This is a genomic window from Candidatus Leptovillus gracilis, from assembly GCA_016716065.1.
In the GTDB taxonomy this organism is placed as follows: domain Bacteria; phylum Chloroflexota; class Anaerolineae; order Promineifilales; family Promineifilaceae; genus Leptovillus; species Leptovillus gracilis.
The window spans coordinates 798,115-812,269 of sequence record JADJXA010000001.1 but is presented as its reverse complement, the minus strand read 5'-3'; the positions used below and the strand labels follow the sequence as shown (position 1 = coordinate 812,269).

The 14,155-nt window shown below is 59.1% G+C and carries 13 protein-coding genes and 1 pseudogene; 3 read left to right on the top strand and 11 right to left on the bottom strand.

The window, feature by feature from the left end; genetic code table 11:
• Positions 1–139: 139 nt before the first annotated feature.
• The 11 genes and pseudogenes from IPM39_03420 to IPM39_03370 form a co-directional block, all read right to left on the bottom strand.
• Positions 140–649 (bottom strand): carboxymuconolactone decarboxylase family protein, encoded by a 510-nt coding sequence (locus tag IPM39_03420; protein MBK8985121.1) that lies wholly within the window; start codon positions 647–649, stop codon positions 140–142.
• 22 nt (positions 650–671) lie between these two features.
• On the bottom strand, positions 672–1,451 hold the full coding sequence (locus tag IPM39_03415; GenBank protein MBK8985120.1) for a hypothetical protein: 780 nt from the start codon (positions 1,449–1,451) through the stop codon (positions 672–674).
• A gap of 318 nt (positions 1,452–1,769) precedes the next feature.
• Positions 1,770–2,033 carry a hypothetical protein gene (locus IPM39_03410; protein MBK8985119.1) on the bottom strand — a complete coding sequence of 88 codons (264 nt, stop codon included), beginning with the start codon at positions 2,031–2,033 and terminating at the stop codon, positions 1,770–1,772.
• 17 nt (positions 2,034–2,050) lie between these two features.
• Positions 2,051–4,040: pseudogene (locus IPM39_03405) on the bottom strand (ABC transporter ATP-binding protein).
• 69 nt (positions 4,041–4,109) lie between these two features.
• Complete coding sequence (locus IPM39_03400; protein ID MBK8985118.1) at positions 4,110–6,008, bottom strand: ABC transporter ATP-binding protein; 1,899 nt, start codon at positions 6,006–6,008, stop codon at positions 4,110–4,112.
• A 24-nt stretch (positions 6,009–6,032) separates the two neighbouring features.
• The gene (locus IPM39_03395) at positions 6,033–6,599 is read right to left on the bottom strand and encodes a MarR family transcriptional regulator (GenBank protein ID MBK8985117.1); all 567 of its coding nucleotides are present in this window, start codon (positions 6,597–6,599) and stop codon (positions 6,033–6,035) included.
• 77 nt (positions 6,600–6,676) lie between these two features.
• Entirely contained in the window at positions 6,677–7,396 is a 720-nt protein-coding gene (locus IPM39_03390) for a ribonuclease HII (protein MBK8985116.1), read from the bottom strand.
• Positions 7,393–8,172, bottom strand: coding sequence for a glycosyltransferase family 2 protein (locus IPM39_03385; protein ID MBK8985115.1), 780 nt, complete (start codon positions 8,170–8,172; stop codon positions 7,393–7,395). Before IPM39_03385 ends, IPM39_03390 begins: the two co-directional genes overlap by 4 nt.
• Before the next feature lie 142 nt (positions 8,173–8,314).
• Positions 8,315–9,292 carry a glycosyltransferase family 2 protein gene (locus IPM39_03380; protein MBK8985114.1) on the bottom strand — a complete coding sequence of 326 codons (978 nt, stop codon included), beginning with the start codon at positions 9,290–9,292 and terminating at the stop codon, positions 8,315–8,317.
• Positions 9,293–9,413: 121 nt separating this feature from the next.
• Positions 9,414–9,698 carry a sugar nucleotide-binding protein gene (locus tag IPM39_03375; GenBank protein ID MBK8985113.1) on the bottom strand — a complete coding sequence of 95 codons (285 nt, stop codon included), beginning with the start codon at positions 9,696–9,698 and terminating at the stop codon, positions 9,414–9,416.
• Complete coding sequence (locus IPM39_03370) at positions 9,674–10,255, bottom strand: NAD(P)-dependent oxidoreductase (protein ID MBK8985112.1); 582 nt, start codon at positions 10,253–10,255, stop codon at positions 9,674–9,676. The genes IPM39_03375 and IPM39_03370 overlap by 25 nt, the downstream gene beginning before the upstream one ends.
• 239 nt (positions 10,256–10,494) lie before the next feature.
• Between IPM39_03370 and IPM39_03365 the strand changes: the two genes are divergently transcribed.
• The 3 genes from IPM39_03365 to IPM39_03355 are packed head-to-tail and all read left to right on the top strand — an operon-like array spanning position 10,495 to position 14,016.
• On the top strand, positions 10,495–12,135 hold the full coding sequence (locus IPM39_03365) for a L,D-transpeptidase family protein (GenBank protein ID MBK8985111.1): 1,641 nt from the start codon (positions 10,495–10,497) through the stop codon (positions 12,133–12,135).
• A 53-nt stretch (positions 12,136–12,188) separates the two neighbouring features.
• Positions 12,189–12,926, top strand: a complete 738-nt coding sequence (gene trmD / locus IPM39_03360) for a tRNA (guanosine(37)-N1)-methyltransferase TrmD (protein ID MBK8985110.1) — start codon at positions 12,189–12,191, stop codon at positions 12,924–12,926.
• Between the two features lie 28 nt (positions 12,927–12,954).
• The gene (locus tag IPM39_03355; protein MBK8985109.1) at positions 12,955–14,016 is read left to right on the top strand and encodes a hypothetical protein; all 1,062 of its coding nucleotides are present in this window, start codon (positions 12,955–12,957) and stop codon (positions 14,014–14,016) included.
• Positions 14,017–14,155 lie beyond the last annotated feature (139 nt).

The following is a 14,155-nucleotide window of genomic DNA, read 5'->3' as shown; positions in this document are numbered from 1 at the left end:
ACTCGTCAGAATGAAATTGCGACGCAAAGCCCTTCACTTGATGAGTTTGACTAATCTTTGACCGCTACAAAAAATATCAGATTATGATCTTTACGAGTATCGTCTGATGACCGAGAGGCTGCGGACAGGATCTAACCGGTCAGGCTGTCTTCAACTCATCCCGTTGTGACTTCCCCAACCGGCCAAATGACAGGCGATACACTACATAGTCCAGTGTATTACCGCCCAGGTTGCCGGTGCGAATCATGCGCAGAACTGCTTCAATGGCTTCTGCTTTTTCCGCGCCATAGGTGGCATACAAGGTTTGTCGAGCGGCCAGATCGGGCTGGCCGTCGCTTTCGGCCCAGTGCTGCGCATACAGTAGGGCCGGCAGTTCGTTGGCCGGAGCGTGGTGCAGGTGACCTTCAAGCAGGTGGCGGATTTCGCTTTCAGGCAGCTCGGCGCGTAGAGCTTCTTTGGCATGGAAATAGGAACAATAGCGGCAGTCGTTGACGGCCGTTACCGCCAACATCAACCGCTCGCGCATGGCAAACGAGACCAACTCACCGCTCATTGCCGCCCGCAGTTTGTTCCGATTGCGCAGCGGCCACACCAAATCTCCCCCAATCTGTCGCAAACTGTGGTAATACCGTCGTGGAAATTTTTTCATGATGCTGCTCCCAAAGTGATGTTTAACCTGGACACACCGGGTTTGGCGTGCAGGTGATAACGGCCGTTTCACAGCGATAGTTCAGCGGCAGCCCCAGGTAGGGCGAAGGGTCCAGGGTGTTGCTGAATTCTAACTCGTTGGCGTAACGGCCGCTGCCATCCGCCTGCACCAACGAAAAGTGCAAATGCACCCAGACTGCGCGCGGCGAACGGCCGTTGTAATCGCCAGTGTAGCCCAACAGTGTGCCCTGCGGCACAAACTTCTCTTGCGTCCCCGGCGGAAACGCCTCGTGGATAAAATCGTTGCCTTCCCGGTCGGCCATGTGCGTGTAGTAAAGCCACACCGGCTCCCCCGGCCGCAGCGGGTCTTCCGGCACGCGAATAATCAGCGAACTGCGCCAATGTTCCTCGCGGGTTACGTAGCCATCATAGGCGGCGTAAACCGGCGTCTCGCCGGGCGGCGTGCTGCTGAAAATGTCAATGCCCTGATGGGGATTGCGGCTGGAGTAGGGGCTGCGCGGGTCGTCGTACAGCAGACCGATGAAGCCGTCTGAGGGCAAGATGAAGGGCGCGCCGGGGCAGGCGTCGCGCTGGACCGTGACCAGCTCACTGCGGGCCTCCTCGCCCCCCCTGGCCCACTGTAAAAAAGCGCGGTTGCGTGGGTCATCCAGATTGCGCAAGTAGCTGCTGGCCTGAAAAAGCTGGTAGGCCAGATACAGCCCCAACAGCCCCACAATAATGACGGCCCCCACCTTTAACAGACGCTGCTGCGGCCGGCGCAGCCAGTTATTGAATGCTTTCACGTTAACGAAAAATCAACACACGTTAGCCAGCAGTTTAACAAATCTGGCATGGTTCAAAATAGCAGCAATTCCAATGATGAACCTGCTCGCAGGGGGGATAGGCGGGCCAACGTCTCGGCCATTCTCCAACATCTCTGCGGCCGCCTGTCTCGCCCGGTTCAGGCGAAAATGGGCGAGACGGCGCGGGAAAATGGCGTCCGCTGCGGCGGCTGCCTGTCCACGCCGTCCAGCCCCTACCAAAACTTGAACTTTTTCTGAATGCTCTCCGGCAAAAGGCGGTAATCCTTCTTCACCCGTTCGGTGAAGACGATGGTGATCTCACTCATCCAACCACTCAAGCGCCGCGTCCAGATTCTCAGAGGCAGCCGTGCGTGTGCGTCCTGCTTTGATGTCCGCTTCTCCTTCACGGATACGCGCTTGCCAGGATTCACTTAAAGCGTATTGCTGCTCATGCGGCATTACTTCATCGAAGATCGCTTCAATTTGCCGAAAAGTTGCATAACTCATCAGGACTTCGCTGGCCTGCCCATCTCTGTCACAATAAATTTTCGCGTCATCCAATGCAGCAGGGTTTATCGCCATAATAGCCTCACGTTAACTCAATCACCCGGCACAAAAAAGGCGTCTAATTCGTTGATTGCTTCTTCGATGGCGCTGCCGTCGTCTTCTACCTGACGGCGGAACTGGCTCATGTAAAGATGATAGTAGAAGCCTTTGGCTGCCAGCAATGTCTGGTGCGTGCCCCGTTCGATGATCTCGCCATCTTTTAGCACCAAGACCTGGTTGGCGTTGCGAATGGTACTCAGCCGGTGAGCGATGACAAAGCTGGTACGGCCGGCCAGCAGTTGGTCCAGCGCTGTCTGGATTTCGCGCTCGGTGCGTGTGTCTACGCTGCTGGTGGCCTCGTCGAGGATGAGGATGCGCGGGTTAATGAGGGCCACGCGGGCGATGGAGATGAGCTGCCGCTGCCCTTGGCTCAGGCCGGAGCCGCGTTCGCCCAGGATGGTCTGGTAGCCGTTTTCCAGCCGGTCAATGAAGGTGTCGGCGCGGGCCAGTTTGGCGGCGGTGATGACTTCTTCGTCGCTGGCGTCGGGACGGCCGTAACGAATATTGTTCATCACTGTGTCGCTGAACAAGAATGAATCTTGCAGCACAATGCCCATTTGCTGGCGCAGGCTGCTGCGTGTCACATCGCGCACATCATGGCCGTCAATGGTCAGACGGCCGTCGGTAATGTCCCAAAAACGGGGCAGCAGGTTGATAATCGTCGTCTTGCCCGCTCCGGTTGGCCCAACAATGGCAATCGTTTCGCCCGGCTGCGCTTCAATTGTCACCCCTTTCAACACCGGTTCACCCGAATTGTACTCCGCCCACACGTTCTCGAAGTGGACGTGGCCTTCAATTTTGGGCATCTCGATGGCGTCTGGTTTGTCCACCACGTCGGGCGTCTCATCCAGCAGGCCAAAAATGCGTTCCGCCCCGGCGATGGCGCTCTGGATGTTGGTCCACAGCACGGAAATTTGCTGCACCGGCCGGTTAAACTGCTGCGTGTAGGCGATAAAGGTGATAATCAGCCCCAGCGAAATGATAGTGCCAAACATATCCTGGCCGGTGAGGATGTAAAAACCGCCCATCCCGGCGACGATGGCCAGGCTGACGTAACCCAATGCTTCCAACGTTGGCGCCAGGGCGCTGGTGAACACCTGCGCCCGGATATTGGCGTCTCGGTTGGCGGCATTGCTGATCTGGAACTGGTCAATGTTCTCTTGCTCGCGGCTGAACGCCTGCACTTCACGCACCGACGAGATGCTCTCTTGCAGGTCGGCGTTGACCGAGCCGATTTCTTTGCGCGCCACGCGGAAAGCCTTGCGCGCCTGGCCGGAAAACCAGTTGGTGGCAATAAACATCAACGGCAGCGTTACCAGGCTAATCAGGGCAAAGGGCACGCTTTTGGTCAGCATGACATAGACGGTCCAGACGATGAGCAAAATGCCCTTGCAGCACACTTAACAGGCCAAAGCCCACCACCTGCTGCAATGTGTCCATGTCGTTGGTGAAGCGGCTCATGACATCGCCGGCTTCGTGGCGGGTGAAGTAGCCCAGCGACAGGCGTTGGACGTGTTCAAACACCCGCGCCCGCAAATCGCGCAGCACATGGAAACCGGCCCAACTCATCAGATAAAAGCCAATGCCGCTGAGCAGGGCGTTGCCCAGGTAAAGGCCGGTCACAATCAACATCAGCACGCCGATGCCCCGGATGGCGGTTTCGGCTGTGGCCGTAATGTCGGGTGTGGTGTACCAGCAGTTGCTCTGGAAAGCGGTTTCCGTCCCACTGCCTGCCTGACCGGTTAATTGATCCACTGGCAGGTTGGCGAAGAGGTCTTGCATGTTGCTGCCGGCGGCAAAGGGTGTGAGGTAACAATCTACCAACTGCCCGGTAAGGTCGGGGATGAGAACTTGCATGTAGGTGCTGGCGATTACCACCACGGCGATGACCAGCAGCGCCAGCGTGTAAGGGCGGAAGTAATGTCCCAGCCGTCGCAGTGTCGCGCTGACGCTGCGCGCCTTGCGTTCTTCGGTAAAAAGCATATCTTGTCGGTGAAACATAAGAAACTCCGGAATTTACGATTGTGAAGAGGGTACACCAATCGTCAATCGTCAATCCACAATCGCCACGTCTTCGGCGAGTTGGGAATGGTAGATTTCGGCGTAGATGGCGCTGTTTTCCATCAGTTCTTCGTGGTTGCCGATGGCGGCGATGCGGCCTTGGTCTAACACGATGATTTTGTCGGCGTTGAGGACGGTGCTGATGCGTTGGGCGATGACGAAACTGGTACGGCCGTGCATCAGTTTGTCCAACGCTTGCTGAATCAGGTATTCGGTGTTCAAGTCTACGCTGCTGGTGGAGTCGTCCAGGATGAGGATGTGGGGGTCCATCAGCAGGGCGCGGGCGATGGCGATGCGCTGTTTTTGCCCGCCGCTGAGAGTGGAACCGCGTTCGCCGACCGGCGTGTCGTAGCCTTCGGGGAAGCCGACGATGAAATCGTGGGCGGCGGCGGCCTGCGCGGCGGCGATCACTTCCTCATCGCTGGCGTCGGGGCGACCAAAGGCGATGTTGTCGCGGATGGTCCCGCTGAAGAGGGTGGTTTCTTGCAGGACGATGCCGATTTTCTGGCGCAGGCTTTCGATGGTTACATCGCGCACGTCGTGGCCGTCTACCAGGATGCGCCCTTCGCTAACATCATAGAAGCGGGGGATCAGGTTGATGACGGTGGATTTGCCGCTGCCGGTGGAACCGAGCAGGGCGATGGTCTGGCCGGGTTCGGCGCTGAAGCTGATGTCGCTGAGGACCGGTTCGCCGCCGCTGAAGTAGCGGAAGGTGACGTTATCGAATTCAACACGGCCGTCTACCGTCGCCAATTCCAGCGCCCCAGGTTTGTTTTCCACATCGTTTTTGGCGTCCAAAATCTCGAAGACGCGGGTGGCGCTGGCCGCAGCCTGGGCCATCAGGTTGATGATCATACCCAGTTGGCCCATGGGGATGAAGACGAAGGTGAGGTAGAGACTGAATTTTTGCCATTCGCCCAGCGTCAGACTGCCTTCCACAATTTGTACGCCCCCGAAGTAGAGAATGGCGGCCTGGCCTAGATTGGCGACCAGGAAGATAAACGGGAACAGAAAAGAGAAGGTGCGGCTGATACGGATGCGCTGCTCTAGTTCCGAATCGATGCTTGCGCCAAAACGCGCTTGTTCGCGTGGTTCGCTGGCGAAGGATTTGACGACTTTGAGGCCGGCCAGGTTTTCCTGCAGGATGGTGTTGACTTTGGAAAGGCGAATTTGCACCTCGCGGAAAAGGGGCTGTATGGCCGCGCCGAAGCCCATGAAGATGAACAGGGCGATGGGCAGCACCGGCAAAATCACCAGTGTCAGCTTGAAGTTGGTGAGCATGAGGATGATGAGTGTGCCGGTAAGTAAAATGAAGGCTTGCAGGGCCATGAGCAGCCCCTGGCCGAGAAAAAGGCGCAGCTTTTCTACGTCGTCGGTGGCGCGGATCATGAGTTGACCGGTGCGGTTTTTGTCGTGGTAGCTGAAGCTGAGGCGCTGGATTTTGTTGAACAAATCCTGGCGCAGCTCGAAGGCGATGTTTTCGGACAGCGCCTGGGAGAGGTAGGTGTGGGCGAAGGTGAAGAGGCCGCGGGCGATGGCGAAGAGGACAACGGCCGTTGTCGCGTAAAACAGAGCGGTCAGGGCGTTGTCCAGGTCTAGCTGCATAGCGGCCAGGTCCAGGCCCAGGCGTTGCGCCGCAATCTGCTGCACGCCGGGCGGCAGGTCGAGAATGGTTTTGTTGGCGCTGTTGGTGACGATGGTGTCTATGATGTTTTGCACCAACTGGGGCACGGCCAGTTGGGCGGCGGTGGCGATGATGAGGGTGATAACGGCCGTTATTGCCAGCCTCGGATACACCCCCACGTAGCGCACGGCGCGGCTGAGTGAATTGTCGCGGGGACGGCCGTTGCCTTTTCCCCGTCTTTGTTTTGGTTCTTGAGCTAATTGCATCGAAGTCTCCTGAGAGATTACGGATTACGGACAACGGATTACAGGATTACGGCTTACGGCCAACGGCCGATGCCTGGGTTGGTTGATTTTGTGCAAAAGTTGGCTTAGGGCGGTCTGCTGTTCGGCCGGTGTCAGGGCGTGGAAACAGCGGCCGATAGTTTGGAAATGTTGGCGCGCATGTTCGCGTACCAGTTCGCGCCCTTCGTCGGTCAGGCCGATGTTGAACTTGCGGCGATCGTCTTCATCCAGGCTGCGTTCTACCAGGCCATCTTCCTCCAGGGTGCGAATCAGGGCGCTGGCCGTGTTGCGGCTGACGCCGTGGCGCTCGCTGATTTCCGAAGGGTTCAGGTTTTGCCGCTCCCCCATCTGCTCGGCAAAGAAGAGGTAGATGAGTACCCGGTACTGGGCGAAGGAGCGCCCGGCCTCGTCCACACTCGATTCGCCCAGATGGTAGATGGTTTTGCTCACCAGGCGCAGTTCGTCCATCAGGCGCACGGCGGGCGCTTCAATGGTGGGGTCGAGCGACTGGATAAAGCTGACCCAGTGTTCTCGTTTTTCCGGATCATCTAACCACGATGGGTGTTGTGGCATGAAGCCTACCTTCTCTTCGTCAGTCATTTAGTAATAGATAGAATTATACGCCGCCGAACTATTCTGGCAACGGCCGTTTATGATTTACTCAACCGCCAGATAAACAGGGCATTCTTGCGGCCAGTTGGCAGAAGGAGGATTCCGCCGAAACGGCCAGTGTTTGGCAGCAGCGGCCGTTTGATCGGCGCAAAACTATGGCGGTGAACCGGACAGGGGCCAAATCGCGCCAACGCCGCCAGGTGCTGCGTCGTGCCGTATCCTTTGTGCTGCTGAAAGTTGTATTGGGGATAGAAGGGGTCTAGCTCGACCATCAGCCGGTCGCGGGTCACTTTCGCCAGGATGGAAGCGGCAGCGATGCTGAGGCTGAGGGCGTCACCGCGCACGACGGCTTGCTGCGGCAGGGGGATGGTTTGCAGGCGGATACGGCCGTCTATCAACAAATAGTCTGCCGCCGGGTTTAGTTGGGCAACGGCCGTGCCCATCGCCCGTTTTGTGGCCGCCATAATGCCTACCTCGTCAATCACCTCGGCCGGTTCCAGCCCAATGCCGTAGGCCAGGGCGTATCGCGTGATGCGGCCAAAGAGCCGTTCGCGCATGTGGGCGGTCAACTGCTTCGAGTCGTTCACCTCTTGCAGTTCGATTAAAGCCAGGGGATTGTTGAGGGGGAGAATAACGGCGGCGGCGGCCACCGGCCCGGCCAATGCGCCGCGCCCCGCTTCGTCTATACCGGCGATGTGGCGGTAAGGGGTGGTGGCGAGAACGGCCGTTTCCAGTTCCAGCGTCGCCACAGCAATCAGGTATGGTGAATGGTGACAGTAGACAAATCAATCATCTCTGCCGGGTGGTTGTATACGCCGGTCAGCAAATACCAACGAATGCGCACCGCTTCGATGATGTTCTTCAGATAGTCCAGCTTGCTCACGTGCGTACCCTCGGCGTCGGTCCAATCCGCGCCGACGACCTGGATTTCGTAGCCAAAGCGGCGGGCCAACGCCAGCGACTCATCGTCGAAACTCCAGCCATCCATGCGCGCCACGGCAAACACCCGCTGCGCCGCCTCGGCCGAAAACGCCTTGAAGCCGCAGCGCGTATCCCAAATGCCCGGCACGACCATCAACTGGATAAACAAATTGCCGGCGTTACCCAAAAAACGTTTGGGCCAGGGCTGCGGTACAGACTGGCGCGCCGCTGGCGCATCTTTGCCATCCCGCGAGGCGATGACCACCTGTGCGCCCTGGTCAAACAGCGGCTTCATCTTGTCGAAATGACTGATGTCGGTGGAATTGTCGGCGTCGGTGAAGAGGCGAATTTTGCCGGTGGCGGCTAACATGCCCTGGCGCACGGTGTAGCCCTTGCCCCGATTTTGCGGGCGGTCAATCCAGCGGATGTTGGCTTTGTCGGCGGCAAAGTCGGCTACAATCTGCGGCGTTTTGTCTCGTGGTCCATCCAGCACCACCAGCAGTTCCCAGGTGAAGGGCTGCGCCGATAGGTAAGCATGGGCGGCCACCAGGGTTTTGCCAATGCGTTTCTCTTCCGTGTAAGCCGGGATAATAACGGACAGATAAGGTTGCATCTCTTCTTCTCTTCTTTCCATAGCCAGATTCCACCACTCTTCATGACCAGGGATGAATCTTACCCGCCCTGGTAGGACCCGTCAACCGGTGTTTAGACGGCCGTCAGGCATTCGTGGTTAAAGCGTAGAATGCGCTAGAAATTCAGCTTTTGTCAGAAGTGGGACTTCCTTTTGGGGGCGGGGTCAGGCGGTTTTGCAAGGCGGCGTCGTCCAGGCGGCGCAGGGCCTGCACCTGGCGCCGTTTAGGCCACATTTTAAGGATGCCCCACAGCCCGGCCAACTGGCCGCGCAGCCGGGCGCGGGCCGCTTCGCCGCGCCAATGGCGTAGGGCCTCCTCCGTTATGTTCAGTTGGGCGCGGGTGATCAGCCACCAGTTTTGCCGCAGCAGGCTGGTGGGGTAATTTTTCCAGATGAGGTAGAGGAAGTTACGGCCGTCATAATAGCTGCCCGTCACCGCGCCGCCGGTAGCCTTGAGCTTGTGGTAGATAACGGCCGTTGGCGCATACCACACCTCCCAGCCCGCCAGATTCGCCCGCCAGCCCAGGTCCACATCCTCGCAAGAGAAGAAAAAATCGTCGTCCAGAAAGCCAATCTCGTCCAGCATGGCCCGCCGGTAAGCCGAGGAGCCGCCGCAGGCGCTAAAAACCATCTCCTCCTGGTCGAACTGGCCCGCGTCTGCCTGCCACACGCCGCGATTACCGGGGATCCCATCCAGTCGGTAAAAATCGCCGGCTGTGTGCAAATGGTCGCGCCGGTCGAACAGCAGCATTTTGCTGGCCACGCTGCCCGCCTGTGGGTGGCGTGCAAAAGCGGCCACCACCTCCGCCAGCCAATGGGGGTCGGCTTCAGTGTCGTTGTTGAGCAAGATGATGATTTCGCCCTGGGCGGCCTGCCAGCCGGCGTTGCACGCGCCGGTGAAGCCGCGATTTTGCGGTAGTTGCAGCAGCTTCACCTCCGGGTAATGCTCGGCCACGTAGGTCTGCGTGCCGTCGGTGGAGCCGTTGTCCACTAGCAGCGTTTCAAAATTGCGCCAGGTCTGGCGGCGCAAGGATTGCAAACAGTCGTCGAGGTGGTGACGGCCGTTCAAATGAGGAATCACAACGGAGATGGCAGGTTTCATGGATATGACGACTGAGCGACTATCAGAGTGTCCCGTAAATCCTGTAAATCTGTGTTCTCTGACTTACTTTTACAATTCATTTGTTCTAACAAGCAGTCCATTTAAGAGGTATTGACTGCCCCTATTGGGTGACGTGGTTGGTGATGTAATCGGCCAGGGCATCTTGCCACGGCCGTAATTCAATGCCAATGGCTTTACCAACGTTGTTGTTTAGGGCGGCGTAAGGCGGTGGCGTTGAAGCGCGTGGGTAATCTTTCAGTTGAATGGGCGTGTTCACCACGTCCGTCAACCCGGTTTGGTGCAAAATCTCGTTGGCAAATTCCCAGCGGGAACAGGCCCAGGCGTTGGTGAAGTGGTAGACGCCGTACTGGCGGGTTTCAATCAGTTGGGTGATGGCTGCCGCCAAATCATTGACATAAGTTGGATTGGCGACCTCGTCCACGACGACGCGCAGCTGGCCGCTTTCGCGGGCGCGGTTGAGGATGGCGTGAATGAAGTTACGGCCGCCGGGGGCAAACAGCCACGACAGGCGCACGATGTAGAAGCGGCTGAGCAGATTTTGACGTGAAATTCGGCGGCGGCTTTGGAACGGCCGTACCCATTCACCGGGTTCAGCGGCATCCATTCGTCGTAGCCAGACGGCCGGTCGCCGGCAAACACCTCGTTGCTGCTGATGTGCAGCATCTCCGCGCCGATTTCCTGGGCGGCCAGGGCAACGTTTTGCGTGCCCAGGCCATTGATGCGGTAAGCCAGCTCCGGGTTGCGGGCGCAGCCGTCTACGTCGGTATAGGCGGCGCAGTGGATAATCAGTTCGGGAAAGGCGGCGAGTACGGCCGTTTGCACGGCCGTGCGGTTGGTAATATCCAGTTCCGGCAAATCAAAGCCGGTAACATCATGGGACGCCAGGGCTTGCACCAGGGCTGTGCCCAACTGCCCCTTATGGCCGGTTAGCAAAATTTTCATCGGTTATCTCCAGGTGAAATCTGGCCCGATTATACCTGGGCTGGTGAGGCCAGGCGAAACTGCCAGCCGCGCCGTTTGCCGATAGGTGGCATCGCGTCAGGTTAAGCCATTCTAATGGCTTTATCCTGTTAGCTGATTTTCGGGTAAGCTAAGGAATGAAATTAAATAACATACGGAAGATTGGACCAATCTTCTGAGATTGGTCCAATCTAAACGTGTAAATTATTCAAATCTAACCTATGACGATGAAACAAAATCCAGGCGGTTCAGACCATCCTGTGCGGCGGTATCAACCACCGCTCCACCAGATACCGCAGCGCGAACGGCCGTTCAGCGAACAACCCACGCAAGCCTGGCAGACCGCGCCACCCTCGCTTGCGCCGCGCAGGACCCATTGGCTGGTACATTTGCTCATGGCCTTGTCGGTCATGCTGCTGCTGCTCTTTGGGTTGATGATCGTCGCCGCCGCCGTCTGGTTTGTGCAGGTCAGCGATTGGATTGTGCCCGGGGTAGTGGTCGCAGAGGTCAATTTGGGTGGGCAGAGCCGGGACACGGCCGTTGCCAACCTCCAATCCGCCTGGGACGCCCAACCTATCACGCTGGCCGCCGGTGAGGAAACGCGCCTGCTGTCGCCATCCAGCCTGGGTTTTTCGCTCGATGCCGCCGCCACCGCCGCCGCCGCCCATGCCCAGAGCCGTACCCTGGCAAGCTGGCAAGACTTTTGGCAAAACGACGGCCGTTTCTCTGTGGCTCCCATCTGGCGGTTTGATCACGCCGCCGCCGAGGCTGGTCTGAACGGCCTGGCGGCTGAGTTGGCCCGCCCACCGCAAGACGCCCGGTTGGAATTTAGCAACGGCCGTTTTGTCGCCTTGCCCGGCCAGCCCGGCCGTCAGTTGGACGCCGCCGCCACGCTGGCTTTGCTGGAACAGCAGGCAGGTGACGTGCTGGCAAACGGCCGTCTGGATTTGGCGCTGACGGCCGTGCCGCCCGCCATTGTAGATTTAAACAGCGTGGCCGCCCAGGCCAACACGTTGCTGGCCGCGCCCATCACTCTGCACGCCTACGACCCCATCGCCCACCAGGCCGTGGAATGGCTGCTGCCGCCGGAAACGTGGGGCGGCTGGCTGGTTGTAGATACGGCGGCAGTCGCTGCCGGGCAGTTCAATTGGTCGTTGGACCAGGCGCAGGTGGATGTTTATGTGCAGGCGCAGGCGGCTGGATTGGGCGAGGGGCGGTATATGGATGTGCGTCAGGCGGGAACGGCCGTAACCCAAGCCATCACCACCCACGCCAGCTACGTTCCTCTGCGCATCTACCACCGGCCGCGCCAGCACGTCGTGCAGTCCGGCGAGACGCTCTCCAGCATTGGCCGCGCCTACGGCATTCCTTATCCCTGGATACAGCAGGCCAACCCCAACCTGGGCGGGCTGTCCATCGGCCAGACCATCACCGTGCCCTCGCCCGATGATCTGCTGCCGCTGCCGCCGGTGGAAGGTAAGCGCATCATTGTCAGCATCGCCCAGCAGCGCGCCTGGGTGTATGAAAATGGGGCGCTGAAGTGGGAATGGCCGGTCAGCACCGGCATCGCCGACAGCCCGACTGCGCCGGGTATCTTCCAGATTCAAAGCCACGAAGCCAACGCCTACGCCGGCAACTGGGATTTGTGGATGCCGCAGTTTCTGGGCATTTACCGCCCCGTGCCCACCTCGGAATTTATGAATGGCTTCCATGGTTTTCCCACCCGCGGCGGCTCGCAACTGCTGTGGACCGGCGACCTGGGCCGTCCGGTGACATATGGCTGCATTTTGCTTAGTTCGCAAAACGCCGAACTGCTCTACAATTGGGCCGAAACTGGCGTTGTCGTCGAAATCCAACCCTGACCCAACTCCCAACTATCAACTCCCAACTATCAACTATCAACTATCAATTCCCCATGCACATCCACATCCTCACCCTTTTCCCCGATATGTTTCCGGCCTACCTCAACGAGAGCATCCTCAAGAAAGCACAGGCGATGGGGCAACTGACAGTCCATCTGCATAACATCCGCGACTACACCACCGACAAACACCACATCACCGACGAACCGCCGTTTGGCGGCGGCGGCGGCATGGTGCTGAAACCGGAGCCGATTTTTCGGGCGGTGGAGTCGTTAACGGCCGTCTCTCCGCCCTACCCGGTTATTCTCATGTCGCCGCAGGGACGGCCGTTTACCCAGGCCATCGCCCAAGAACTGGCCCAACACGACCGGTTGGCGCTGTTGTGCGGCCGTTATGAAGGGGTGGATGAGCGCGTGCGCCAACACCTGGTGACGGATGAAATTTCCATTGGTGATTATGTGCTGACCGGCGGCGAACTGGCGGCGATGGTCATTGTGGATGCGGTGACGCGCCTGCTGCCGGGCGTGTTGGGCGCGGTAGGCGCGGCCGAAACCGACAGCCACGCCACTGGCCTGCTGGAAGGTCCTCACTACACCAAACCGGCCGATTTCCGCGGCTGGCGCGTGCCTGAGGTGCTGCGCTCCGGCCACGCGGCCAACATCGCCCGCTGGCGGCGCGAAGAATCGCTGCGCCGCACCTGGCAGCGCCGGCCGGATATGCTGCTAACGGCCAATCTCAGCCAGGCCGACCGTTGGTTCCTGGCGCAACTGGCCGAAGACGATTGGTCCTGAGCTTGCCGAGAAGGATTGAGGAGCATTTATGCGCGGATGTTTACAAACCTTAGCTGCTGCGGTGGCGCTGTTTTTTGTGGCGACGGCCGTTTTGGCGCTGCTCGTCGTGAACGCGGCCCATGTGCTTACCAACCGGGCGGCGTTAAAGGAAGCCCTGGCCCTGGATGCGCTGCTGCGTCAGACGCTGCCCGGCGTGATCACCGGCGTGGTGGAAGAACAGGCCCGCGCCCAGGGGTTGCCCGCGCCAGATTTGGATACGGCCGTTCTCGCTGAGGCAATTTTGAACACACTGCCGCCGGGTTGGTTGGAGCAGGTGACGGAAACGGCCGTAGACGGCCTGCTCGATTACCTGGAAACCGGCGACCCTGCCCGCGCTATCATCACCGTAGACGTGACGCCGGTGATGACCCAATGGCAGGGGGAGGTTGGCCGCGAGGCGGTGCTTGCCATTGTGCAAAGCCTGCCCACCTGTACCGACTTGTCTTTTCTGGATTTAACGTCGGGCGATATACCTACCTGTGTGCCGCCCGGCATTCCGGTGGAGGAGTTGGCGATTCAGTTATACAGCGTGGTCAGCAGCACGGTGCTGCCGCAAATTGTCGGCGCGACGGCCGTTGTGCAGATTCCGCTGTTGTCGGCGGGCACGTTGGACGCCAACCAGTTGGCCGCTTTACAGCGCTTACAGCAGTGGTACGCTCTGGCGGCGCAGGCGTGGCTTGTATGGCTGCTGCCGCTGGCCTGTCTGCTGCTCATCGCGCTGCTGGCGGTGCGTTCGGCGGCGGATTGGGGTTATTGGTGGGGCACACCAATGGCCGCGGCGGGGCTGATCAGCTTGCTGCTGGCGGTGGCGCTGCCGGCTGTGGGCTTGTGGTGGATGCGCACGGCCGTTGCTGCGCCATCTGCTTCTGCCGGACTAAACGCTTTTTGGGGAGCGTTTGCCCAGCAAGGCGTCTTTTCACTGACTGTTCTGTGGGGTCGCCGTATGTTGTGGCAGGCTGGCAGCCTGCTGCTGGTTGGGCTGGTATTTGTCAGCTACGGCTTCCTGGCTTCCCGCCAATCCGCGCGCCAACCAGACTACCACGGTTTTTGAGGTCTCTCTGCCCTAACCTGGACAAGCCAACAGAGGAAGAGGATGCTTCGGCAAGCTCAGCACAGGCTCTCAGCATGACACCTCTTTGTGCTAAATTTATAAAGCACATATCGCCTGAAATGAACCATGCCAAATCTGC

What these genes read in the sequence shown, in the direction of transcription:
- IPM39_03410 (MBK8985119.1), bottom strand. Translation starts at nt 2,033, where the DNA reads ATGGCGATAAACCCTGCTGCATTGGATGACGCGAAAATTTATTGTGAC.
- IPM39_03380 (MBK8985114.1), bottom strand. Translation starts at nt 9,292, where the DNA reads ATGAAACCTGCCATCTCCGTTGTGATTCCTCATTTGAACGGCCGTCAC.
- IPM39_03420 (MBK8985121.1), bottom strand. Translation starts at nt 649, where the DNA reads ATGAAAAAATTTCCACGACGGTATTACCACAGTTTGCGACAGATTGGG.
- IPM39_03395 (MBK8985117.1), bottom strand. Translation starts at nt 6,599, where the DNA reads ATGCCACAACACCCATCGTGGTTAGATGATCCGGAAAAACGAGAACAC.
- IPM39_03365 (MBK8985111.1), top strand. Translation starts at nt 10,495, where the DNA reads ATGACGATGAAACAAAATCCAGGCGGTTCAGACCATCCTGTGCGGCGG.
- trmD (MBK8985110.1), top strand. Translation starts at nt 12,189, where the DNA reads ATGCACATCCACATCCTCACCCTTTTCCCCGATATGTTTCCGGCCTAC.
- IPM39_03400 (MBK8985118.1), bottom strand. Translation starts at nt 6,008, where the DNA reads ATGCAATTAGCTCAAGAACCAAAACAAAGACGGGGAAAAGGCAACGGC.
- IPM39_03385 (MBK8985115.1), bottom strand. Translation starts at nt 8,172, where the DNA reads ATGCAACCTTATCTGTCCGTTATTATCCCGGCTTACACGGAAGAGAAA.
- IPM39_03370 (MBK8985112.1), bottom strand. Translation starts at nt 10,255, where the DNA reads ATGAAAATTTTGCTAACCGGCCATAAGGGGCAGTTGGGCACAGCCCTG.
- IPM39_03355 (MBK8985109.1), top strand. Translation starts at nt 12,955, where the DNA reads ATGCGCGGATGTTTACAAACCTTAGCTGCTGCGGTGGCGCTGTTTTTT.